The sequence below is a fragment of the Legionella saoudiensis genome (assembly GCF_001465875.1).
GTDB lineage: Bacteria > Pseudomonadota > Gammaproteobacteria > Legionellales > Legionellaceae > Legionella > Legionella saoudiensis.
On sequence record NZ_LN901323.1, the window covers coordinates 165,255 to 189,324 of the forward strand.

Sequence of the window (24,070 nt, forward strand, 5' to 3'; positions counted from 1 at the left end):
ATAGGGAGAAAATTATGTCTGCAACGGAAGAAACAACGCAACAGCTACTGAGCTTAATCATGAGTCAACGACGTGTTAGTGAGGCCGCTGAAAAAACATGTCAGGGGATTACATGTAACCAGTGCAGCAAACTTCCACGAGTGAAAATTCAGCAGGCAATTCGCGATGAGCGGATGCTAACTTTAATTCTGCCTGCCTTTCCGGCGAAATCCGCCAACCGGCAAAAAACTCTATCAGCCCGGCCTGATCGCGGCGAGGTTATGGGTTTAACTCAACTTAATCAGTTATGCCATAACATGCAAAAAATTCATCTGCCAGGAGTAAAGCTAATTATATGCTCTGACGGCCGGGTTTTTAATGATCTAGTCTTGGTCAGTGATGCGGATGTGGATTTATATCAGCAGGGTATTCAAAACATTATCTCAGAACATAAACTGCATCACTTAACAATCTTTAATTTAGATGAGGTATACCCCAGCCATAATTATAAAAACATGCGCGAATTACTCCTGCAGGAATTTGGCCAATCTTTAGCAAGCTTAAAGCAACGAATTATCGAAGAACCTCATTGGCGTTATCAATTTAATGGTCTTCATCGTTTTATCAGTGAAGATCAATTAGCACTAAAGCCGCAGCAAAGCAAAAATAAGATACGCCAACAAGCCAAAGAAATAACCTATGAAGTAATGCGACGTTCCAATGCATGGTCTGCACTAATCGCTCAACATTTTTCGCAATCCATCCGCCTATCGATTCATCCACAGCCCTGCGGTTCAGAAAAAATGGGGATTCAATTTATACCATCTAGTAACCGCTGGTGTACCCCTTGGCATAATGTCTTATTAAAAGATGCTCAAGGTTGGCAACTAATCAAACGTGAAGAAGCTGAACGTTTAGGGGCCAGATTAAATGAAGACCATTACGTTTTGGAGGCAAGCTAATGCGCCCATACATCATTCAAACCAGAGAGCCACACTGTCTTACCAAGCTTTCGCTTGAGGCTATTCTCAATCAAGTAACCAAGCATAAAATAGTACTTTTGCGTGGCTTTCATCCCTTAGCACGTGAACCACTAGTAAATTACTGCCAAAGCCAGGCTCGCTTGCTTTCTTGGGACTTTGGTCCAGTCATGGAAATGAAGGTAGATAGCGATGCCAAAAATTATCTTTTCACTGAAGGAGATGTACCCTTGCATTGGGATGGAGCATTTCATCAAGAACCACGCTTCTTGTTTTTTAATTGTCTGTATGCACCTGCAACCGGCAATGGCGGCGAAACCCTATTTATTAATACCGAAGCCGCATGGCAAGCGGCAAGCCCCGCGCAACAGGAGAAATGGCGTTCTTACACATTTAGCTTTCATACGGAAAAACTAGCGCATTATGGTGGCTCGATTACCCGCGACTTAATTAACTATCACCCAGACACTCAACACATTATTCTGCGTTTTGCCGAGCCCGTAGGTGAAGATTATTTAAATCCAGTAACGGTGCGCGTCAATAACAAGAGCGAGGAAGAATCGCAGCATATTCTAAGCACCTTAAGCCAGTACCTGCGTCAGCCGCAATTCATGTATCAGCATCAATGGCAGGCAGGTGATTTTTTGATTGCCGATAATTTTTCGTTGCTGCATGGACGCAATGCCTTTCAGCGCCACAGCCCACGTCATTTACGAAGGATTCAAATATTATGACTACCCCTACACTAATGCAATTAAAACAAAGTTCAACTCCTGAGCAATTCAGTAATCAAATACGGGAGATGGGAGATATTTTTTGGTGGGCTCCTGGTAATTTCTGGGTTATTAGTTCCTATCAATTGGCAAAACAAGCATTAATGAGTGAGGATTTTAGCTGCGATCGCAGTCCATTTTTTATTTCACGCATGCCAGAAATGAACTTGTCCTTGCTCACTGATTTTTTTAAGGTAGTCAGCAAAATGATGGTGATGAGTGATGCGCCAGAACATGTCGATAGAAGACGGATTTGTTACCATGGTTTTAGTTCTAATTTTCTTGAACAGTTACAGCCCTTGATCCAAAACACTATTGACCGCTGCTTAAGTGAATTTAAAAAACTGCAGGATTTTGATTTTGTGAGCCAACTGGCACAGCAAATCCCTTCCATCACCCTAGCCGAGCTTTTTGCCATTCCGGATGCGGAACGTATGGACTTTTATCATTGGTCAAATAACATGACGCAATTTTTTGGCGGATCAACTAGCTATCTGGATGCGGATGGCATAAAGGTAAATCACAGTGCTCAATGCTTATATAATTATTTTGCCCAATTAATTACCCAAAGACGCCGCAAACCAGGTAAAGATTTCTTGAGCATTCTATTAGAATATCAAACACATTTTGCTTTAAATGACGAAGAGATTATTTCACAAGCCATTATGATGTTGGTTGCCGGACAAGTTACCACCACCGATCAGTTATGTAATAATCTTTTTATCTTATTAAGTACTCCCGGCTTATGGGGTGAGATGCGAGAAAATATGCATGCTCTTGATAGCTACATTGAAGAATGTAATCGCCTTGATCCTGCCGTAACCTTTATTTTTCGGGTGGCTAAAAAGGACACCCTGCTGGGTGAGCAATTGATTGAGAAGGGTAAGGTTATTTTTATTTCTACGCATGCGATTAATCGTGATCCGCATTATTTTAATCTGCCTCATGACATTAATCTTGTTAATAAAAAAGTCCCGCATTTCAGTTATGGTTATGGCGGTCATTTTTGTTTAGGAGCCAAACTTGCGCGTATGGAGATGCGTCATATTTTTAAAACCTTACTGGAGCGCTATCCCCATTTAACCTTAGATACGCAAAGACCTGCATTGCGAAAACATCATAGTTTATCGTTTTCAGGCTTTGAGCAGCTTTATCTGCGGGCTTAACATGGCATTAAGAAAACACCAGTTGCCGACACGTACTTAAGGTATTTCGGAACTGTAGCCCCTATTAGCGCAAGCATATACGGGCTACGGCATCGTGCCATGCAAGCACTGAGGCTATGGTTTAATTAAAAGTGTTACGGGTGCTAGTTAAGGACATATCATCCTGTTCATTAACCAGTTCTCGAAGCTCATCGATTAAGGTAATAGTTGTCGTTCGCAGCCGTGTAGCACAACCGATATTACTCATAAATGAATTAAAGTAACGTGTGGTTGCATTTTGCCCTAATGCAAAAATCGCTTTATGATGAATGTACTTATCTTGCTGTAAATCAAAATCACGCAGGATCTTTTTTATTTCTTTTAAATCAGATGCCTTGTGTATATCTGTTACAAAGTCTAATAGCATTTTCCCTTTATTAGTAACCTGCAGGCTGGTGCCAAAAAAAGTATGATTGCGAGGATCCTTTTTTAGGAAATTCGCATAATCCTCTATCCTCTTGAGGACTGGGGTTAATTTCATATTAGTATAAGGTTTTTTTTCTGAGGATGAGGCGCTCATTACCGTACCAATCATTGTGTGTGACGATATTGCTACCTGGTTTAACGCAGGTACTTGGGCTTGTATTAGGGGCAACTTTTCAATTACAAAGGTTAAATGCTCATGGATAAAAGCCAGCCTTTGCTGTTTATTTTTCTTGGCATCTTGGATATATTTTTCAGCGCCCGAAAGAATCTGCAAATAACGATAACAAAATACTGCACATGGCTGCTTATCATATAGATTATGCAACAAAGTGCTCTCAGCCTCTTCCAAACCCGCGGTAATATCAGCCCATGCGTAATAAGTAGGTACCTCGCCATTTAACTTGGAGCCACTGGTCTTATTGTAAGCTTGCACATAATTTTTATATAACTGAGTAGCGGCCTTCGCTTCATAATTAATCGCTTTTTGATTTTCCGCTAAAGGGCGCGGAAGCACAAAATCGCTTAACTCGGCAATATTATTTTTATAAGGAGTGAATTGCTCAATTAGATAATGGGCATGTTTCTGCAACAACTCTCTTCGCTCTGCTGAATGCTTATGAATCGCATTCTTGTCTTTGAGGTTTAAATATTTTTCTGCAAGCAAAAGGGCTAATGCATACTGATAAAAATAGCTAAAAACTTGAATGCTAAATATGCTTTGACGTTGATAGATGTTTTTTGTGTTGGCTTCACTTTGGCCTAATGCCATCAGTATTTTATCCCAAGTAACCTGAGGATTAGGTGTATACTCCTTAGGCTCTAATTTATCACGTTGCATCAATAGCGAAAGTTGGGTTATAAATTCAAGAGCTGCTTGTTTGCGATAATGGGGCATAATTCATCCAGCCAAAATAATGAGCAAAAAATTTACCGGGGAGCAAGATAAAAGTCAATATAAGGCTGGTGCGTGAATTATTCTGGTTGCCGCGCTTAAGAGAAATCTGCTTGGCAGCAACCAGGTTATTGAAGTAAATATTTATTTTGGTCTAATCTGCTGCTCTTCTTCTGCCTCTTCATCAGGACCATCATTCTCATTCACTTCCGCACGGGAAACAGGTAAAGGCATTTTAAAGTCTTTAAAATCACCGCCAGCGATGAAATCCTTTTGCCCGGCTTTAAATTCTGTACCATCACCATTGTATAATTTGCCATCACCATTGGAATAGGCCATTACTTTATTTGTTTCTTTATCCACTATCGTAAAGGATGCTCCAGACTCAGCCTGCTCTTTACTAAAATCTGCGAGATCGTCAAAGGATTTGAAGTGCAGCGTGACACTGCCATCCTCTTCCATTTCCGGTGGATGCTTCTTATACCAATCATCATCTGCAAAGCGCTCTTTATATGCCTTTAATATAGCCTCAATCTGGTCGCTTTGTATGGATACTTGTTTTTTCTTCGCATTTTCCTCGGCGTCCAATTGAGCGCCCATTTGCTTGGCAATATCGGTGCCTTCTGTTTCTTGAGGTGGAGATAAGAAAAGCTCATCTTCCTGCTCAGCTTTTTTAGTGGTAGTTTTCTCAGAGGTTTCTTTAGGTTCTTGCATGGCAGTGCTTCCTTTGATTACTTATCTATGGTTAATTATAATCCAATTTTTCCACTGCCTGAGGGAGGATGATAAATTGCTTTAGGAAAAACGTTCTACCGGTTGGTGACAATAAGGAACCTTATGATGTTTGGCGTAATAATCTTGATGGTAATCTTCTGCTTGCCAAAATGTTTGCACGGGCAATAACCGAGTTGCCACCTGATAACCTCGCTTTTGCAATATTTGAATCAAAAGCTTAGCCTCATCTAATTGTTCTTGATCATAATAAAACACGGCACTTTGATACTGTTGACCAATGTCAGGACCCTGACCTGATTTTTGCGTTGGATCATGAATTTCAAAAAAACGCTTTAACACTTGGTGATAATCTGTTTTCGCCTTATCGTAAACAACACGTACGGCTTCATAATGCCCAGTATTGCCTTGGCAGATTTGCTCATAACTAGGGTCTAAGGTTACACCGCCCGTATAACCAGACTCAACCTTTAATACTCCAGGAATTAGCTTTAAAAAATGCTCAACGCCCCAAAAACAGCCGCCAGCAACAATTGCTTCCTCAGTATCGAGAACTGTATCATCAGCAACAAAATCAATGGACACTGAATTAACGCAATGGCGTATGTTATTTTGGGTAAAGTATTCACCAGTAAACACATGCCCCAAATGCGCATTGCAGCGCTCACAAAGAATCTCCATACGCCTGCCATCGCTATCAGGAACTTGCTTCACCGCCTGCACAATATTTGCATCAAAACTCGGCCAACCGCAACCAGAACTGAATTGACTTGAACCACGAAAGAGTGCCAAACCACAACGTCGACATAAATAAGTACCTTGGGTGGCTATCTGATTATATGCTCCTGTATGCGGATATTCTGTGGCTTTGTCACAGATTACCCGCTTCGCTAAAGGAGTTAGACTGGCAGTTTTATCAAGATAGTCGCTCATAGTATTTTATCGTGGTTGTCCCTGACAAATTTTATCTGCTAGGTAACCTACGGCTCCGGCATAATAGATAGAATTATTATAGTGCAAAATCATCTTATAGTTAGGGAATGCCATAAATGCTGGGCCACCATAAGGTTCCACAATACTGGCGTTGAGGTGCTGATAAGGCAAGGGCTTACCATCTTCGGTTAGCACCCCTAAAGATGCCCATTCAGTCACGGGTTTGACTGTTGTTTTACCTTCTAAAGCACGATCAAAATTCTTAGGCAGCTTAACTTGGACTGCCCAAGGTTCACCAGTTTGCCAACCATTTTGCTTCATATAGTTGGCAATGGAAGCAAAGACATCCGGTTTGCTTTTCCAGATATCACGTCGACCATCACCATCATAATCCACCGCGTATTTCACCCAACTCGAGGGTAAAAATTGTGGCTGCCCGGAAGCGCCGGCCCACTCCCCTTTGAAATCAGCTAAGCTAACGTGGCCTTCGTTGAGAATACGTAATGCGATAAATAATTCTTTACGAAAGAATTCCTTGCGATTTGAATCATACGCTAAGGTAGCCAGGGCTTTAATCACCGGGAAATTTCCCATGTAAGTACCATAACTGGTTTCCATTCCCCAGAAGGAAACGATGAAGCAAGGGTTTACACCGTATTTTTTTGCAACGTCTTCAAGTACAGCCTGGTTCTTTTTGAACTCTTTGCGACCGATGGCAATGCGATAATTATCTACACGGGTATTACGGTATTTCATAAAGGTCAACCGATGTTCAGGCTGTGACTTTAAAAGTCCTTTAATGGTATGACTCGGTTCATGAATTCCAGCAAAAGCCCGATCAAAAACCTCAGGGGGAATGCCTTGAGCTAAGGCCTCAGTACGTACCTCTGCAACCCATTGATTCCAACTTTGCTGTTGTGCAAAGGCCACTTGATGCATCAAAATACTTGCTATTGCGACTAGCCACCACTTTCTCATAGCCCTTCCCCTCGGTTTTCTTTAAAAATGTATTCTATAAGATGACGTGATGTATGTACAACCACGTGGATGCGAATGTAGCCAATGTCCCTTGTGGTAATTTCCTATTGGGTCATAAGCTACATTCTTAAGCTGCAATCGTTACAATGCTTCCATAAACGCAGTTAAATCTGCTTTTTCTTCCTGAGTCAGTTTTAATTGCAGGACCAGGTTAAAGAATTCAACCGTATCAGCCAAAGTTAATAAACGGCCATCATGTAAATATGGCGGAGAATCTTTGATACCTCTTAAAGGGAACGTTTTAATCGGCCCATCCCCTACAGCTTTCATTCCGTTAACCATTTGTGGCTGATAAAATCTTTCAGTTTGCAAATTATGCATGCTGTTGTCGGTATAATACGGTGCTGCATGGCAGGTCGCGCATTTCGCCTTTCCAAAGAATAATTCTTGACCTCGTAATTCAGCAGGCGTTGCTTTGGCAGGATCAAGTTTTCCTTCCCAGTTTAATTTAGGTGCAGGAGGAAAATCGAGAATTTCCTGAAACTCCGACATAAAATGAACTTGGCTGCCGCGTTCTAAAATGTTAACCCCTTTCTTAGTGGCAATAACAGGATCTCCATCAAAATAAGCAGCTCTTTGTTCAAACTCAGTAAAATCTTCTACGGTTTTTAAAGCACGTTGTGAACCAAATAACCGTTGTATGTTCATCCCACGCAGAGTTGGTGTATCCACACGGTGACGGACTTCTTGTGGGCGTGCATCACCGGTCAAATGTGTTGCTTTATTGGTATGGCCATTCGCATGGCAGTCAAAACATGCCACTCCACGGCTTGGTTTTACTGAACGTCGATCTTCGGTTTGGTTAAATTGTTGCTGAGGAAATGGCGTGAGTAAAAGCCGTAAACCTTCTATTTGTTTGGGATTCAAAATTCCATTGAATAACTCATAATAGTTTTCAATGGTTACTAATTTACCCTTCGATACATCTCCAAGCTCTGGATGCGTTGTTAAAAAAATCGGCGCAGGAAATGGCGGTAGAAAATGATCCGGGATATCAAAGTCTAAATCGAAGCGAGTTAAATCGCGATTTTCTTGCTTATTAATTTCATCAATAGCAAATTTAGGAAATACCATTCCACCTTCGGCATGATGCGGGTGTGGTAAAGGGAGGAATCCGGCTGGGAATAAGCCTTGCTTTTTAATGTTCTCTGGACTCATTTGGCTTAATTTTTCCCAAGTCATCCCTGCTGGTAGTTTAACGCGCACGCCTTCTTGCACAGGCTTGCCATTAGACATTTTTGCCGTGGGTGAGGGTTTATTGCTCAAGTCGTAGCGTTGCTTTAATAATTCTTGCTGCTTGGCCTCAATCCCTTGTTTTGCGGCACTCATACGCTGCAAAATACTTTGAAAGGATTCATGAATATCTACGGGCAGGTAGCTTGAGGGAACATTATTGCTGGGAGGGGATTTCGGTGCTTCGGTTGCCGGTGCATCCGCATAGGAGACCGAAAAAATACTGCCTGTGAGCACAACCAATCCTAAAGATTTCTTTAACATATCTAAAGTCCGTTTTTATGATAAAAAGAGTTTTTTTATCATAGAATACTTGGTTTAGAAATTCAACGTGCAAAAAGAACCGCTGTTTGTTACCTGCTTTGCTGGCTGTTTAAAAAAACCTACTTCAGAGAAAATTGCAGCTTGGCGCACCTGCCATAGCCCGTATTGCGCAGCGTAATACGGCTACCCTTCCGATAAAGTAAGCGTTATCCAGCTGGCTCTATTATTCACTGCGCAAGGAGACTACGGGTTCTAATTTGGAGGCACGACGTGCGGGATAGAAACCAAAGAAAATGCCAGTGGCGGCCGAAACCATAAAGCCGGCCAAAGGCGGTAAAATGTAGATGGTAAAATTCCAGGCGCTAAAATAGGCAACAATCCAGGTGAAAATTAAACCGAGCAGCACCCCTAAAATGCCTCCCACTAAAGAAAGCATGACTGATTCGGCTAAAAATAAAGCTTGGATATCGCTATTGCGCGCACCTACCGCTTTGCGAATACCAATTTCTTTTTTGCGCTCACTGACGGAAACCAGCATGACATTCATGACGCCAATTCCCCCAACCAACAAAGAAATTCCACCAATAACGCCAAGTAATAACGTAAAAATATGGCCCTGACTCTCCATGCTCGCAATAATTTGTTTGGCACTGCGTGGAAATACACTAAGTTTGGGGGAAAATGAGTTAATAAGTTGCTTTATATCGCTAATGATTTGATCAATAGGGCTATCGGCTTTTAACTCCAATACTGCATTGTTTATTCTGGCATCTTTGCTCACTAAATTCATACCTGCCAACGGAATAATCACTGCCTGATTCACATCTTCATTAAAAAAACCATTTTCCTTCCAACGTTCAGCAATCCCAATAATGGTATAAAGAGAATGGCCTATGCGTATCTGTTTGCCAATTGGATTATCAAAACTAATTTGTTTAATTTGCTGAGCCAAACCATCACCAATCACACAATAATGCTCAAAGGACTCCACAAAAGAGACAAAATGTCCTTGAGCCAACTTAATTTTAATTATTTTCGCTAAATGCTCATCCGCACCAATCAGCGCTCCCTGCATGGTTTTCCCCTGAAAGCTAAGTGGCTGAAACGCCGTACTGTAGGGGGCAATGTCTTTAATATAAGGGATAAACTCGGAGAGCTGTTGCCATTGATCAATTGATAAGGTATCTGCATGGCTTGGAGATTTACTTGGCTCCTTTTGATAAACAGCAACCGCTAATAAATCGGTTCCCAAGGCTTTAAATTGCGCTAGGGCTTTTTCTGTGGCTAATTGCCCGCAACTGATCAAAGCAACTACGGCGGCAGTGCCCACTAAAATTCCTAAAACCGCTAAAAAGGAACGTAATTTTGCTGCAGTTAAATTAACCACCGCCTGTTGGAATAGACGCTTTAAGTTCATTGCGAATGCTCCGCCACCACTTGCCCGTCAGCTATAGTAATTTGCCGTGCACATAAAGAAGCAATGTGTTCATCATGGGTAATCATAATGATCGTGCGACCTTGGGCATGCAAATTTAAAAATAAATTCATCACTTCCGTACCGGTACGTGAATCCAAAGCCCCGGTAGGCTCATCGGCTAAAATTACCTGCGGCTCCGTCACCAACGCACGTGCAATCGCTACCCGCTGTTGCTGCCCACCTGATAATTGCGACGGGCGGTGGTGGGCATAACGTGCCATTCCCACATGCTCTAAAGCGGCTAAAACCTTATCATTAATTTCCGTGCTGGGAGTGCCCCGATAGATTAAAGGCAGAGCCACATTTTGCATGGCATTAAAACGGGGTAATAAATTAAATTGTTGAAACACAAAACCTATATGCTGATTACGTACATTCGCTAATTCATCATCGCTTAATATCGATACATTACGTTCGTTAAGCAAATAAGTTCCCGCATCCGCCTTATCTAATAAACCAATGATATTCATTAAGGTCGACTTGCCTGAGCCGGAAGCCCCGACAATGGCAAGTAGGTCCCCTTCAGAAACACTAAGGGAAACTTCTTTTAGTACGGTTGAGCTAATTCCTTCAAGGTGATAAGTCTTTACAATATTGCTCAGACTCATTAAAGGCTTTGCCGATGAAGACTGCCTACTCATAAACCACCACGTCCCCTACTTTTAAGCCAGTTTCGACAACAACCGTATCAGCTTGCGCGGCTCCTGTAGTAATTATGCGTTTTTCTAAAGCTCCAGAGGCGCTGTTTTGCACCATTACTATATTTTGGCCTTTTTCTCTTTTGATGGCGGCAATGGGAATAATTAACTGCTTACCACCATCCACATTAAGCTCAATTGACGCACTCATCCCTACTTTAATCAAACGTTGCTGCTCTGGGGTCAGCGACTTTACCTCCACTACGGCAGTAAAGAAGGGCAAGCCGTTGCTAGTATTTGAGGCCTGCGCATTAACAGCAACCAATTCTCCCTGGAGTGGGTGCTTTCCAAAAGCAATGCCGCTAATGTTGGCTTTCATGCCAGTATGGATCTGAGAAATGTCAATTTCGGGGACTTCAATTTCTATACTAATCCCGGATAAATCTCCAATCAAGGCGATTACTTGTCCTGCTTTAACTGAAGCCCCTACAGTAATGCGAGTGGTTTTATCTTCGCCCGTTTTCGGCGGGTACAGTAAAACGCCTTTACTTGGCGCTTTCAAACGAATTAAATTATGCTGTGCTGCTAAAATCGCACGTACCTTGTCAAAATTCGCCAAACTTAAAGCCGACATTTTTTTCGCATTGCGTTCATCTACTTTTTCTAGCATCTCTTTAAGCTTACGCGTCGACTGCATGAGCGTCACGCGCACGGTATCCATATTGGACTTTTCACTAAGATAATTATTTTTAGCCAATAAACCCGCATCCCATAAGTCTTGAGTACCAGAAAATTTGGCCTTAGCAATGGTGTAACTGTCTTTTGCTTTTAAATAATCAGTTAAGGTTTCATTAAATTGCTTTTGCAGCTCCATCGAGTTTAAGGTCAAAATGACCTCGCCTTCGTTAACCATTTGCCCATAATGAAAATCCATTGTTTCTACTACCGCCTCCATGGGGCTAGTAATGGTGCTTTCATGTAAGGGCTGAATGGTGCCCGTAAAATGCAAATTTTTATGCAGCGTTTGCGTTTTGACTTCAAAACGATGAGTGCTGTCTGCTTTTTGCTGTTTCTGATGGCCACAAGCAGACAGAACTAGGCTAATTATGATTAAGATGGCAATTTGCCATAGATTTAAATATTTATTCATCCACCATACCTAAGTTTAATATTCCAGTGTTCCAATGTGGTTCCCAGAGTACGTTGTAATGCTGAAATTTGATTAAGATAAGCAACTTTGGCATTAATTAATCCCACTTGCGCCTGAATTAATTGATTTTGCGTATTATTAACATCCAAAGCAGTAGCAATTCCTGCTTGTTGCTTTTTCTTTTCCAAAGCATAAGATTGTTCCGCTAATTTCACCTGCTTTTGCGCTAACTGGTAGCGTCTGGCTAGACTTCTAATGTTATTAATGGCATTCGTAATATTGGTAATCAAGGCTCTTCGAGCAGCAATTAAATTAAGCCTATCTTTTTCCAGGCGTATTTTCGCATTAATTAATTGGCTACGCCGACTTACATCATTTAAAGGAACGGTCACGGTCAAACGTGCCGCCTCCGTTACATTATGTCCATTGTAAAGGCCGCGAAAGCCCCCTTCTTTTCCAGTAACATCATTTACTGTACCGGTTTGTACATTCGCTCCTAAATCCACTTGCCAAAGCTGTTGGTTTTTTGCAATTTTATAGGCTCGCTCATCCGCGCGCAGGGCCAGCTTTTGTGCTAAATATAACGTATTATGCGCCAACGCCTGTTCGATTGTTTTCTTTAAATCAGGAACCACAATTTCCTCAATGACCACATCACTTGGCACCGACAAATGCGTTTCCGGATCAAGGCCTATCGCCTGTAATAAATCCTGAGTTGCGGTTTGAAAATCATTCTCGCCTTGTTCAACCATTAAGCTCAACGACTCAATTTGATAAGATTGCTGAATGTTAGCCGTAGGTTCCAACTGTCCTGCCTCAATCTTCTTTTCATTAATTTCATGCGACTTTTGGGCTTCTTTTAATTGCAAACGCTGGTTTTGCAGATTGTTGCCACTAAGGATCAAAGAGCGATAGGCCATAATTACCTGGGTAATTTGATCCGATACCGATTGCCGGAGGCTAAGTTTATTTAACCATTCGGTATCAAGTGCATTTAATAATGCCGCTTCATTTACCTCTCGACCAAACCCGCGCAGCAAAGGTTGGGTGAGGGAAAAATTCAAAACAGGGCTAAAGTTGTTATCCCTAGACACATTGTTGTCGATATTCAGACTGGCCTTCGTACCCACTTTATTGCGTAAATTAAATTCAGGACTGGCGATAATACTATGCGTAGTATCTGAACCAATACCACTAAATCGGCTTTTTTGGATTACTCCAGAAGCCCCTAAAGCATATTGGACTTCAAACTCATTATTGGCTAAGCGTAATTGATAGCGCTGTACCACTCGATCCAACTCTGCATTGCGGATATTGGGGTTGTAGCGCAAAGCAAGCAGAATGGCTTCCCGCAGGCTTAACCGGTGAATCGCTTTCTTACGTGCCGCTGGAGAGGTCGGTAGCTCAATCCAATTTTTAAGCATAAACTCAGGTCTGGCAATGGCCTGTTCTAAACGTTCTTCGGCCTGCTTTAGCTGCTGCTTATCCCCTATAGTTGTTACGGCACCAATGGGGAGGCTAAGTAATGTACTTAACAAAAATAACGAGAATCTGCTCATTGGTTTACTCATTTATTCTTGTTCCAAACGGCAAATCGCTGCTTATCCTGCAAACGTAAAGCGGTTAATTGTCCTCCCCAAAGACATCCCGTGTCGATGGCGTGAATGTTAGGATTAGGGCATTGCCCCATAAGAGCAGCCCAATGTCCAAAAACAATTTCGGCATCAAGCTCCTGACGGTTAGGCACAGCATACCAAGGATAAACATCTGCTGGGGCTGCAGCAACTGTCCCTTTATAGCTTAAATTAAGCCCACCCTCTGCATCACAAAAACGCATGCGGGTAAAATAATTGGTAATCACCCGCAAACGTGCCACACCACTTAAGTCATCAGACCAAATAGATGGTTTATTTCCATACATCTGCGACAAAAATTCTTGATAATTATCTCCCGCAAGCACTTCCTCCAGCTCATGGGCCAGTTGCATGGCTTTAGGCAAGTTCCACATTGGAGCAATGCCGGCATGAGTCATGACCAAATTAAGTTCCGCCGAATAATATAAGATCGACTGTTTCCTTAACCAATGTCCTAACTCTTCTCCATCCGGAGCATCTAAAACCTCTTGGATGGTATCATCATGGCCCTTCCAAGGCTTTTCGCCAAATAAAGAGCCTAGTAAATGTAAGTCATGATTGCCTAAAGTTATCCGGGGCGCTAAAGGTAAGGTATTGACAAAACGTAATACCGCCAATGATTGAGGACCACGATTTACCAAATCCCCTACAAACCATAAACGATCTTTTTTTTCATCAAAATCAATAAACTCCAAGAGTCGCTGTAAAGGGTCATAGCATCCTTGGATGTCACCAATGGCATAATCAGGCACCGTTTTTTGCTCCTGGTCGTAAGCCATTTCCCATATTTTCAACCACTTGCCATTGGCCTGCTGCATTTAACTTTTGTAACGCAGGCGCTGTTGCAGCATTTTGTTGCTGGGTCAAATGAGTATGATATTGTGCCTTATTAACTAATTCCATCGCCGACATAGTTTCTACTTTACCAGATAGATGCTGGACCTTTACTGAACCAGGTAATGCAATGGTATATTTAGAAAAGACGATGCCACTTTGCATTTGCTGATTTTGTATTTGTTCAAAGCGATTTAGCACACTACCGTCGGCATTACGACTGTGTAGGCCTAAAGAAAGAAAACCATTTTGTATTGCCTGCCAATTCTTGTACTCAGGATGCTCACGCACAAAGAGCTGGAACATTTCCTGACACATCAACATACCGCCAGGAACCATAAACAAAGGTGCTTTATTAATCATAATACGACCTTCATCTAAGGATTTAATGAACCATTCTAAAAACTCCAGCCCTGCAGCTTGCTCTTTTTCTAAAAGCGTCTCAGGCACACCACCGCTAAAAGTTCCTGCGCGTCCATAACGGCCTGAGGGATTTTGCATGCTAGTGCGTAACATATGCTCGGTAAAATAACGCTGGATAGCAATTGCATCTGCACGAATCAAGATAGCACCCAAAGTTCCCGCTGAACGCTCATCTTCATTTAATAAAGCTAACCAGACAGCAAGTACTTCTCCATTCGAGGCAATCCAGGAAAAACCACTGGTAGGCATGAGCGCTCTCGCAAGCAATAAATTAATGCGGCGACGCAGCTCAACCTCTGATTCCTTTTGAAATTCATAAGAGTAAAATTGCCCCACGCTTCCCATACTATCTAGCAGTGGGTTCCACTCTCGTAACAATTGGCCATTGCTATCAAATAAGTTAACGCGATAATCAATAAAAAGTTTCCCGATCCCTTGTAAAATTGCAGCAGAATACAAAGCATATTGCCAAAGCATTTGCTCTTCAGATACAGTACCCATTGGCTCCTGCACCATAAATTCCTGGAACAAGCTTAGCGCTGCCTCAGTTCGATTTAACGCATGATCAACCAAGCCGCCAGGTTGTGAATAATAGCTGTTTGCCGTTTCCGGTAAGCTTTGGCAATAATAAACTAAATTTTCAAGGAGTCGGGTGCACAAACTCTCATAACGAGACAATTCAAGATGAGTAAGCACACGTATTTTTTTTAATAATACTTGTCGACGTTCCTCAGCTAAAAACTGACCGGCAGTTACAATGCGGGTTAAATCTTTTATAGATTTTCTTTGCAAAGACAAAGAATTTTTACGCTCTCGATGAAACAAAGCCATCTCCATAATGATTAATGACTCCATACTTTAAGTTAAGTAACTATTCAGCTTTAGCGAAGTATTAATTCCCAAATAGTATGGCGAATAATTACAAATCTTTTTTCCTAATTATTAATTTTACACTAATTGGAAATAAATTTCGCTAGTTGGACATATTCAGAGACGGAAATTTGTTCTGGCCTCTTACTTCCATCTATGCCCAAATCATTTAGCTGATCCGCGGATATTATCTCTTTTAAATTATTATTCAATGTCTTACGACGCATAGCAAAGGCACTAGCCACCAAGCGCTCCAATTGTTCCACCGCAACAGGTTCAAATGGCGATACTGGATGTGGTACTAAACGAACCACCGCAGAGTCAACTTTCGGCTGTGGTTCAAATGCTTGTGGGGGTACATCAAATAAATATTCCACTTCACAATGGTACTGCAGCATTACGGATAAACGTCCATAATTTTTGGTTCCGGGAATAGCAGCCATTCGCTGCACCACTTCTTTTTGCAGCATAAAATGCATGTCTTCTATTGAAGAGGCAAAACCTAGCAAATGGATCAATAATGGAGTGGAAATATTATAAGGTAAATTACCGATAACCCGTAATCTTGGTCCAAATTGAGAATAATCAACAGTTAACGCATCAGCAGAAATTAAGTGTAAGCGGCCACCCGCCCCCGAGTAATCCAACCAATGTTGTTGCAAATCCGTATCAATCTCGACAACAGTTAATTGCTTAATGCGTCGTAACAAGGGGATGGTTAGCGCACCCAAACCAGGACCGATTTCCAATAAATTATCTTCAGGCTGTGGATTAATCGAGCCTAGGATATCCTCAATAACATGCAGGCTTTGCAAAAAATTTTGCCCAAAACGTTTGCGTGGAATGTGCTTCACTGTAGGACACCCAAAAAAAATAAAAATGGATTATATCCTGCTTATGGGATAGGAGCAAAATACATGGGCTAAAGTGATAGTCATTTAGTGGATATGAGGACAGGGTCAATATTGAGCGTTACCAACGCTCGGAGGCCTTGTTGATCAGCTCCTAATGCTGTCTTAAAATTTTGACAGGCAACATTATCTTTTTAAAGCTTCCTAGCCAATTTAATTGCCCTAACCCTAGCATAAATCTCCATATGGAGTAAAATTCAGCACACTGAATAAGATTAGGATGAATCATGGCCTATAGAAAAATGTTAAAATCAAAAATACATCGCGCTACAGTAACCGAAGCTGATTTAGATTATGAAGGCAGTATCACGATTTCCCCTGAATTGCTGAAGGCGGCAAATATACTTCCTTATGAGGCGGTAAATGTTTGGAACGTTACTGCAGGTACACGTTTTGAAACTTATGCAATTACCGGTGAGCCAGGCTCCACAAATATTTGTGTGAATGGCGCTGCGGCACATTTGGTAACCCCAGGTGATCTAATCATTATTGCTACCTTCTCACAAGTTTTGGAAGAAGATTGTACCCAGGTAAATCCAACGGTAGTTTTTGTGGATCAATTTAACCGGATTCGCGAAACTCGCCCTGAGCGTGCTGGGGTAAAAGCCAAAGCCTTAGAAGAGGCATAATTCATCCTGTAACCTTGATGCAGCGTTATCAAGGTTTACTGCAAGGTTACACAAATTATGTCAGCAAATATCCTGCCACACTTATTAGAACTTCGCCGTCGCAGCATTTTCATTCTGCTGTGGTTTGCTATTTTTTTTATCGCTTTTTTTTTCCTCGCAAATGAGCTCTTTCAAGTACTGGTAAGCCCTCTACTGCATACGCTTTCGGCAGGAGATGACTTAATTGCCACCCAAATTGCCTCTCCGGTGTTTACCCCGCTAAAGCTTGCCGCGGATGCCGCCTTGCTCTTAACTGCACCTTATGCCTTGTTCCATCTCTGGCGTTTTATTAGTCCAGGATTATATCAAAAAGAGCAGCAAGCCTTGCGCAGTGCCCTAATTTTGAGCCTTCTACTGTTTATCGCCGGAGTGGCCTTTTGTTATTATTTAGTTCTACCATTTATGTTTCAATTTTTTATCCATGCCTTACCTAAAGGGGTACGTTATATGCCCGATATGGCCTATGCATTGGATTTTATCACCCGAATACTTTTGCTCTTTGGCCTCTGTTTCCAAGTACCCTTGATTTGTCTTACGCTAGTGCGTTTGCAACTCATTAATGTGAATACATTAAAAAAAATCCGTCCTTATGTCATTGTAGCGGCTTTTATCATTGGCATGTTACTAACTCCTCCGGATGTTTTTTCGCAAATTATGCTTGCCGTACCCTTGTGCTTGCTTTATGAGGTGGGGATTATCTTGGCAATATATTTTATTTAAAATATCAACCTACTTAATATGGTGGCCTACTCACTTGGTGATTTTAGCCTATAATTTGATCATGAATTGGACAAATTATTGGTGATAAAATGAGTGATGGAAAACTTAATGAGAAAATTTCACGGCTAGAACAACAAGTCCGCAGCGCCGATGATTATTATCAGGGTCTTGCCGAAGAGCATCGATTACTAAAAATCGTCATTGATAAAGCCCCCAGAAAAATCATTGCAATGGACCGCCTCATTAATTTGTATGAACAAAAAATAAATGAAGCACGAAACAATAACAGGGAGCTTGAGGAAGTAATTCTAGAGCAGAATAAGCTCGGTGTACGAAATCAAAGAAAAGACTTAATTCACCACCAAGCTGCATGTGAAAAACTCTTGCCAGAGGTCGGAGCAAAGCTCATTAGCGCCAGAGCCAAACACAGTGCTTTAGTTCAGGAACTAGCAACAGCAAAAAATATTTTGCAGCAAAAGCAGGGAACATCACCTACCTTATTTGCAGACAAGCAGCAACCCTCACGAAACAATCAAGAGCAACCCGAAAGAACTGAGAAAGCAACGCGTCAGTATAACCGCTAAATGTAGCTTGGTTACTTACCAAAAGCTATGCTTTCCTGGAAAAATCAGTCCTGGTTGGAAACAACCAGGATGCACTCAAGTTAAACTCATTTTGACCGATATCTGATGTAAGGCGCTAAAAAAGGGACATCAAATGAATAAAACAGCTCGCTTTAATATTGGGGATTTAGTGATTCACAAACACAGCCGCTATCGGGCGATTATTGTTGATGTAGATCCGTTGTTTCAAGCTTCAGGACGTTATAACCCTCAAGCCCCACAACGGGAATTTACCACCCGTAATCCATGGTATCGTTTATTGGTGGATGATAGTAACCAAATGACCTATGTTGAGGAGTGCATGCTTGTGGAAGATACCAGTGAATTGCCGATTAATAATCCGAATTTGGCGATGTATCTTAAAGAGCGTGGAGGGCAGTATCATCATCCTAATGCGAAACACTAGTATTGAAACTTTAATGCACGTTAGCTAATCAAGGTTTAGATTAGACTAACGTGCATCAAGGCTACGTATGGCGTAGCGTGAATACTAAAACGGCGATGAATCCTATGAGTACCAGCGCTAGCACACCCATAGTAAAAAAACTGTTATTTAAATTTTCTCTACTAAACTGATCTGGATTACCCTTGATTGAGCGGTAGAGAAGGAACAAAATCAACCCAGCCCCAATTAATCCTAGAATCTCATAAAGTGTTTGCATGAAACTTCTCCTTATTTCGTTTCAAAACTAAAGGCATCAGAAAATAAATACTCGGGCGATGCTCCTCGCGCGACTAACGTATCCCGGATGCTATAAACCATATCAAAAGGTCCGCTAATAACAATTTGCCAATCTGCTAAATCCTGTATATGTCTGGACAAAACCAAAGAAACCAGAGGATCCGAATTTTCCTCTGAAAGCGCTGAGAAATAGTTAAAGCGCTCTACATGACTCTGCCAACTATTGATTTTTTCATCCATATACAAATCATTTTGCAGGCGTGCCCCCCAATAAAGCTCAAAGGGACGTATGTCTCCATTAGACAATAAATGTTCTATCATTGCCTTTATCGGAGCAAAGCCTGTTCCTCCGGCAATAAATAATATGGGTCGCTGCTTGTCTAAACGCTCAATACAGCAATCTCCGAATGGTACGTTTATAGTAACGCTACCATGCTCTTTTATATGCGCAAATAAACGTTGATTGTATGGATTTTCTTGACTATGGCGAATGTGTAATTCATAGCGATGCGACCCTAAGGGCGCATTGGCAATGGAGTAACTAAATGCTTCATTTCCAAGAATGATTTGTAGATATTGCCCGGCATAATAATCCACATATTTTTCAGGGACTAACACCAACTGCATAATACTATCAGTTAGAGGCGTAATTTGTTCGACTTGGGCCTTGATGTTATTTTTACTCATTCACCTAACCCCAGTAACGACCAGTACCCATTAACTTTTGCTAATATTTCTTCATCCATCACAATAGGAACGCCCCACTCGCGCTGAGTTTCTCCAGGCCATTTATTGGTAGCATCCATTCCCATTTTTGAACCTAAACCAGAAACTGGCGAAGCAAAATCAAGATAATCAATGGGGGTATTATCAACCATTACCGTATCCCGCGCAGGATCCATGCGGGTAGTCATCGCCCAAACCACGTCCTGCCAATTACGAGCATCCACATCGTCATCACAAACAATAACAAATTTAGTGTACATAAATTGGCGCAAGAAAGACCATACCGCCATCATAATGCGTTTTGCATGCCCCGGATATTGCTTTTTGATGGTAACTACTGCTAAGCGATAGGAACAACCCTCAGGCGGTAAATAAAAATCAACAATTTCTGGGAATTGCTTTTGCAATAAAGGAATGAATACTTCATTAAGTGCAACCCCTAAAATTGCCGGCTCATCTGGTGGTCGGCCGGTGTAGGTACTGTGGTAAATAGGCTGCTCACGATGGGTAATGCGTTCGACCGTAAAAACCGGGAACGACTGTACTTCATTATAATAACCAGTATGATCCCCATAAGGTCCTTCAGGAGCTTCTACTCCGGGCTCTAAATAGCCTTCCAAGACAATTTCGGCACTGGCAGGAACATGTAAATCATTACCAATACAACGAGTCAAACGCGTTCGTTGGCCACGTAATAAGCCCGCAAATGCATATTCTGATAAAGTATCCGGAATGGGGGTCACTGCCGCTAAAATTGTTGCCGGATCTGCACCCAGAGTCACCGCAATCGGAAAACGCTCTCCGGGATACGCTTGCTGCCATGCTTGATAATCCAGGGCACCACCACGATGCGATAACCAGCGCATAATTAATTGCTTTTTATTGAGTAATTGCTGCCGGTAAATGCCCATATTTTCACGACTTTGATGCGGACCCTTAGTGGTAACTAAGCCCCAGGTGATTAGCGGGGCTGCATCGCCTGGCCAACAGGTTTGAATCGGTAAAGTGGTTAAGTCTACTTCATCCTTTTCCCATACATGGGTTTGACATTCAGCCCCACTGACCATTTTGGGAGCCATGTGGAGGGCTTGCTTGAGCAAGGGTAATTTATTAAATGCATCTTTAAATCCTTTCGGGGGTTCCGGTTCTTTTAAGGCTGCCAGTAATTGTCCTACCTCTCTTAGCGCACTGATGCTTTCTTCGCCCATACCTAAGGCAACACGTTCAACAGTGCCAAATAAATTAGTTAAAACAGGCATTTTATGATGGCTGGTATTGGTGAAGAGCAAAGCAGGACCGTCGGCGCGTAAAACACGGTCGCTTACCGTGGTCATTTCCAGATAAGGTGAAACGGGATAATCGATACGTTTTAATAAATTACGTGATTCAAGTTGAGTAATAAAGTCTCTTAGATCAGAGTATTTCATGGAAAATCCCTTGAAGCATTAGGGGGCTTGAGGGGTAGAGTAGACTAAACCCTCTCCCCCGCTCTCTCCCGCATCATTAGCAAACCCTAACTCTAGTTTCTTTCGCAAACGAGGGAACATAAACCGTGGCGCTATCTGCGCGGGAGAGAACGGGGAAGAGGGTTAAATGCAATTTACCCTCGACCAAAACCCAACCTACATAAAATGAATTACTCTTGACGCTTCATTGCATCAAAGAATTCAGCGTTGGTCTTGTGATTCTTCATGCGCTCAAGCAAGAACTCAATTGCATCACATTCATCCATAGACTGGAGAATCTTACGTAGAATCCAAGTACGTTGTAGGTCTTCTGGGCTTAACAAGAGATCTTCACGACGAGTACCCGAGCGGTTAATGTTGATCGCAGGGAATACACGACGCTCAGCAATGTTACGACTCAAGTGGATTTCCATGTTACCGGTACCCTTGAATTCTTCATAAATTACTTCGTCCATCTTAGAACCGGTATCAACCAGAGCCGTAGCAATAATAGTCAAGCTACCACCTTCTTCAATGTTACGCGCAGCACCGTATAGACGCTTAGGTCTTTGTAATGCGTTCGCATCCACCCCACCGGTTAATACTTTTCCTGAAGAAGGAATCACAGTGTTGTAGGCGCGAGCTAAACGAGTAATCGAGTCTAATAAAATAACTACGTCACGCTTATGTTCAACTAGACGCTTGGCCTTTTCAATAACCATTTCCGCAACTTGAACATGGCGGTTGGCTGGCTCATCAAATGTACTGGCAACCACTTCTCCTTTAACAGAGCGTTGCATTTCAGTAACTTCCTCGGGACGCTCATCAATTAATAACACGATGAGGTAGCATTCTGGATAATTTTTTTCTATCGAACGAGCAATGTTTTGCAACATTAATGTTTTACCCGCTTTGGGCGGAGAAACAATCAAGCCACGTTGGCCACGGCCAAAAGGAGCACATAAATCCACCACACGTGCAGTCAGATCTTCCGTACTGCCATTGCCCTGCTCCATAACTAAGCGCTCGGAAGCAAATAAAGGAGTGAGGTTTTCGAAAAGAATTTTTCGCTTAGCGCTATCAGGTGAATCATAGTTAATTTCATCAACTTTCAGTAGAGCAAAATAACGTTCGCTGTCTTTAGGTGGACGAATTTTTCCTGAAATTGTATCACCAGAACGCAGACCAAAACGTCTGATTTGACTGGGCGATACATAGATGTCGTCTGGACCGGCCAAATAAGAACCATCTGCAGAGCGTAAGAAACCAAAACCATCAGTCAGGACTTCTAAAACACCATCGCCATGGATGTCAGCTCCCTTTAAGGCATGAGCCTTAAGAATAGCAAAAATAATTTCTTGTTTGCGCATACGGGAAGGATTTTCGACACCTATCTCTTGTGCGATGTTAAAGAGATCGGCAATAGGCAATTGCTTAAGTTCGCTAAGATTCATACTTCTCACTTGATTTGTTGTTTAAGATTGGTTTATCCGAGAAAATTTATAGTTTAAGAAGGCAGCTAAGGATTCTGCTGCTTATGTAACATGACTATATTCCAGCATGTCACATAAACAAACAGTATCACAGCTTTAAATTAAGATCCAACATTATTTATAAAGAATAATGAATATTTAAACGTGACTTTCAACAAAAGCACTTAATTGAGACTTGGATAAATAGCCCATTTTAACTGCTTCCACTTGGCCATTTTTAAATATAATCAGTGTAGGAATACTCATTACACCGAATTTTGCTGGAGCTTGTGGATTTTCATCAATATTAATTTTTGCAAAAGAAATATCTGCACCATGAGTTGCAGCCACTTCTTCTAATACAGGGGTTAATGCACGGCAAGGACCACACCATTCAGCCCAAAAATCGACTAATACTGGCTTATTTGCATTAATCACGTCTTGATCAAAGCTTGCGTCAGTTACCGTTTTAATATGTTCACTCATGTGTAAACCTCAGTTATTTGGAATTCTTTAGGATCAAAAACAAATCCTAATCCAACCTATTATAGATCACCGCCCACAGCTTGCAACACACTTAATACAGTAATCGCCGCAGTTTCTGTCCGTAATATCCTTGGTCCTAAAGATAAAGGTTGGAATCCTTGGGCGCAGGCCATGCTCATTTCATCGTTGCTTAATCCGCCCTCAGGCCCTATTAACAAGCTAATATTCTCCTTGCCAAAGGTATAATCCCGCCAGGTTTTGCTAGTACCTGGATGCAAAATTAATTTCAATTCGGCCTGCACTTCTTGAATATATTGCGCCAAACTCAATGGTTGATGAACTTGAGGGACCGTATTACGACCAGATTGCTCGCAGGCAGCAATGACTATAGATTGCCACTGATGTAGCTTTTTGGCCATGCGTTCTTTATCTAATTTCACCACACAACGTTCAGTAATGATGGGGGTAATACTGCTGACACCCAACTCCACGGCCTTTTGCATGACAAGCTCCATTCGCTCCCCTTTAGAAATTGCTTGCGCCAGATGAATGGGTAGCGGTGACTCTTTATTCACCTCAGCTATGGCATCAATCATGACCATAACCTGCTTCTTTTTCACCGTATGAATGGTGGCAGCAAATTCGCGATTATCACCGCAAAAAAGGGTCAATGGCTCTCCTGCCTGCATACGCAAAACGATGCCCACGTGCTGACTTGCCTCTGGCGATAACTCTAAAAGCTGACCACTTTGATAATCGCCAGGTTGATAAATACGAACGGTTCTCACTTTAATTAGATTCCTAAAGGCATTAATAATGCGCTTAAGTTAATTTATTTCCGATTTTTTACAAGAGC

At 41.9% G+C, this 24,070-nt stretch carries 25 protein-coding genes; 7 read left to right on the plus strand and 18 right to left on the minus strand.

Annotated features, from left to right (window positions below; translation table 11 throughout):
• The first annotated feature begins 14 nt into the window (after window positions 1-14).
• Genes BN3124_RS07190 through BN3124_RS07200 form a run of 3 tightly spaced genes read left to right on the plus strand, consistent with a single transcriptional unit; the run spans window position 15 to window position 2,898 of the window.
• Window positions 15-941 (plus strand): isocyanide synthase family protein, encoded by a 927-nt coding sequence (locus tag BN3124_RS07190; protein ID WP_058534121.1) that lies wholly within the window; start codon window positions 15-17, stop codon window positions 939-941.
• Window positions 941-1,693, plus strand: coding sequence for a TauD/TfdA dioxygenase family protein (locus tag BN3124_RS07195; protein WP_058534122.1), 753 nt, complete (start codon window positions 941-943; stop codon window positions 1,691-1,693). The genes BN3124_RS07190 and BN3124_RS07195 overlap by 1 nt, the downstream gene beginning before the upstream one ends.
• Window positions 1,690-2,898 carry a cytochrome P450 gene (locus tag BN3124_RS07200; RefSeq protein WP_058534123.1) on the plus strand — a complete coding sequence of 403 codons (1,209 nt, stop codon included), beginning with the start codon at window positions 1,690-1,692 and terminating at the stop codon, window positions 2,896-2,898. Before BN3124_RS07195 ends, BN3124_RS07200 begins: the two co-directional genes overlap by 4 nt.
• 121 nt (window positions 2,899-3,019) lie before the next feature.
• Here BN3124_RS07200 and BN3124_RS07205 read toward each other — a convergent pair whose 3' ends face one another.
• From BN3124_RS07205 to rsmA, 12 genes are all read right to left on the minus strand, one after another.
• On the minus strand, window positions 3,020-4,258 hold the full coding sequence (locus BN3124_RS07205) for a hypothetical protein (protein WP_058534124.1): 1,239 nt from the start codon (window positions 4,256-4,258) through the stop codon (window positions 3,020-3,022).
• A gap of 141 nt (window positions 4,259-4,399) precedes the next feature.
• Window positions 4,400-4,969 carry a hypothetical protein gene (locus BN3124_RS07210; RefSeq protein ID WP_058534125.1) on the minus strand — a complete coding sequence of 190 codons (570 nt, stop codon included), beginning with the start codon at window positions 4,967-4,969 and terminating at the stop codon, window positions 4,400-4,402.
• Window positions 4,970-5,050: 81 nt separating this feature from the next.
• On the minus strand, window positions 5,051-5,920 hold the full coding sequence (locus BN3124_RS07215) for a bifunctional methionine sulfoxide reductase B/A protein (RefSeq protein ID WP_058534126.1): 870 nt from the start codon (window positions 5,918-5,920) through the stop codon (window positions 5,051-5,053).
• 6 nt (window positions 5,921-5,926) lie between these two features.
• The gene (locus tag BN3124_RS07220) at window positions 5,927-6,898 is read right to left on the minus strand and encodes a lytic murein transglycosylase (RefSeq protein ID WP_058534127.1); all 972 of its coding nucleotides are present in this window, start codon (window positions 6,896-6,898) and stop codon (window positions 5,927-5,929) included.
• Between the two features lie 141 nt (window positions 6,899-7,039).
• Window positions 7,040-8,455 carry a hypothetical protein gene (locus tag BN3124_RS07225; protein WP_058534128.1) on the minus strand — a complete coding sequence of 472 codons (1,416 nt, stop codon included), beginning with the start codon at window positions 8,453-8,455 and terminating at the stop codon, window positions 7,040-7,042.
• Between the two features lie 223 nt (window positions 8,456-8,678).
• Window positions 8,679-9,872, minus strand: coding sequence for an ABC transporter permease (locus BN3124_RS07230; protein ID WP_058534129.1), 1,194 nt, complete (start codon window positions 9,870-9,872; stop codon window positions 8,679-8,681).
• Complete coding sequence (locus tag BN3124_RS07235) at window positions 9,869-10,573, minus strand: ABC transporter ATP-binding protein (protein WP_230849116.1); 705 nt, start codon at window positions 10,571-10,573, stop codon at window positions 9,869-9,871. The genes BN3124_RS07230 and BN3124_RS07235 overlap by 4 nt, the downstream gene beginning before the upstream one ends.
• Complete coding sequence (locus BN3124_RS07240; RefSeq protein ID WP_058534130.1) at window positions 10,566-11,720, minus strand: efflux RND transporter periplasmic adaptor subunit; 1,155 nt, start codon at window positions 11,718-11,720, stop codon at window positions 10,566-10,568. The genes BN3124_RS07235 and BN3124_RS07240 overlap by 8 nt, the downstream gene beginning before the upstream one ends.
• Window positions 11,717-13,279, minus strand: coding sequence for a TolC family protein (locus BN3124_RS07245; protein WP_058534131.1), 1,563 nt, complete (start codon window positions 13,277-13,279; stop codon window positions 11,717-11,719). Before BN3124_RS07245 ends, BN3124_RS07240 begins: the two co-directional genes overlap by 4 nt.
• Window positions 13,280-13,287: 8 nt before the next feature.
• Complete coding sequence (locus tag BN3124_RS07250; RefSeq protein ID WP_058534132.1) at window positions 13,288-14,106, minus strand: symmetrical bis(5'-nucleosyl)-tetraphosphatase; 819 nt, start codon at window positions 14,104-14,106, stop codon at window positions 13,288-13,290.
• Window positions 14,099-15,448: a conjugal transfer nickase/helicase domain-containing protein gene (locus BN3124_RS07255; RefSeq protein WP_058534133.1), complete on the minus strand. Its 1,350-nt coding sequence runs from the start codon at window positions 15,446-15,448 to the stop codon at window positions 14,099-14,101. Before BN3124_RS07255 ends, BN3124_RS07250 begins: the two co-directional genes overlap by 8 nt.
• Window positions 15,449-15,564: 116 nt before the next feature.
• A complete protein-coding gene (gene rsmA, locus BN3124_RS07260) occupies window positions 15,565-16,335 on the minus strand; it encodes a 16S rRNA (adenine(1518)-N(6)/adenine(1519)-N(6))-dimethyltransferase RsmA (RefSeq protein WP_058534134.1) in 771 nt (256 codons plus the stop codon).
• A 284-nt stretch (window positions 16,336-16,619) separates the two neighbouring features.
• Here rsmA and panD point away from each other — a divergent pair, with 284 nt between their 5' ends.
• From panD to hspQ, 4 genes are all read left to right on the plus strand, one after another.
• Window positions 16,620-17,021 carry an aspartate 1-decarboxylase gene (gene panD / locus BN3124_RS07265; protein WP_058534135.1) on the plus strand — a complete coding sequence of 134 codons (402 nt, stop codon included), beginning with the start codon at window positions 16,620-16,622 and terminating at the stop codon, window positions 17,019-17,021.
• A 69-nt stretch (window positions 17,022-17,090) separates the two neighbouring features.
• Window positions 17,091-17,780: a twin-arginine translocase subunit TatC gene (gene tatC / locus BN3124_RS07270; RefSeq protein ID WP_149865236.1), complete on the plus strand. Its 690-nt coding sequence runs from the start codon at window positions 17,091-17,093 to the stop codon at window positions 17,778-17,780.
• Window positions 17,781-17,869: 89 nt separating this feature from the next.
• Complete coding sequence (locus tag BN3124_RS07275) at window positions 17,870-18,364, plus strand: hypothetical protein (protein WP_058534137.1); 495 nt, start codon at window positions 17,870-17,872, stop codon at window positions 18,362-18,364.
• A 133-nt stretch (window positions 18,365-18,497) separates the two neighbouring features.
• Window positions 18,498-18,809 (plus strand): heat shock protein HspQ, encoded by a 312-nt coding sequence (hspQ, locus tag BN3124_RS07280; RefSeq protein WP_058534138.1) that lies wholly within the window; start codon window positions 18,498-18,500, stop codon window positions 18,807-18,809.
• A gap of 61 nt (window positions 18,810-18,870) precedes the next feature.
• Here hspQ and BN3124_RS07285 read toward each other — a convergent pair whose 3' ends face one another.
• The 6 genes from BN3124_RS07285 to BN3124_RS07310 form a co-directional block, all read right to left on the minus strand.
• Window positions 18,871-19,065, minus strand: coding sequence for a hypothetical protein (locus BN3124_RS07285; protein WP_058534139.1), 195 nt, complete (start codon window positions 19,063-19,065; stop codon window positions 18,871-18,873).
• Window positions 19,066-19,076: 11 nt separating this feature from the next.
• Window positions 19,077-19,772 (minus strand): NAD(P)H-flavin reductase, encoded by a 696-nt coding sequence (locus BN3124_RS07290; RefSeq protein WP_058534140.1) that lies wholly within the window; start codon window positions 19,770-19,772, stop codon window positions 19,077-19,079.
• Complete coding sequence (gene ubiD / locus BN3124_RS07295; RefSeq protein ID WP_058534141.1) at window positions 19,769-21,238, minus strand: 4-hydroxy-3-polyprenylbenzoate decarboxylase; 1,470 nt, start codon at window positions 21,236-21,238, stop codon at window positions 19,769-19,771. Before ubiD ends, BN3124_RS07290 begins: the two co-directional genes overlap by 4 nt.
• A gap of 209 nt (window positions 21,239-21,447) precedes the next feature.
• Window positions 21,448-22,710, minus strand: coding sequence for a transcription termination factor Rho (rho, locus tag BN3124_RS07300; protein WP_058534142.1), 1,263 nt, complete (start codon window positions 22,708-22,710; stop codon window positions 21,448-21,450).
• 177 nt (window positions 22,711-22,887) lie between these two features.
• The gene (trxA, locus tag BN3124_RS07305) at window positions 22,888-23,214 is read right to left on the minus strand and encodes a thioredoxin (protein ID WP_058534143.1); all 327 of its coding nucleotides are present in this window, start codon (window positions 23,212-23,214) and stop codon (window positions 22,888-22,890) included.
• A 59-nt stretch (window positions 23,215-23,273) separates the two neighbouring features.
• On the minus strand, window positions 23,274-24,002 hold the full coding sequence (locus tag BN3124_RS07310) for a 16S rRNA (uracil(1498)-N(3))-methyltransferase (RefSeq protein WP_058534144.1): 729 nt from the start codon (window positions 24,000-24,002) through the stop codon (window positions 23,274-23,276).
• Window positions 24,003-24,070: the final 68 nt, after the last annotated feature.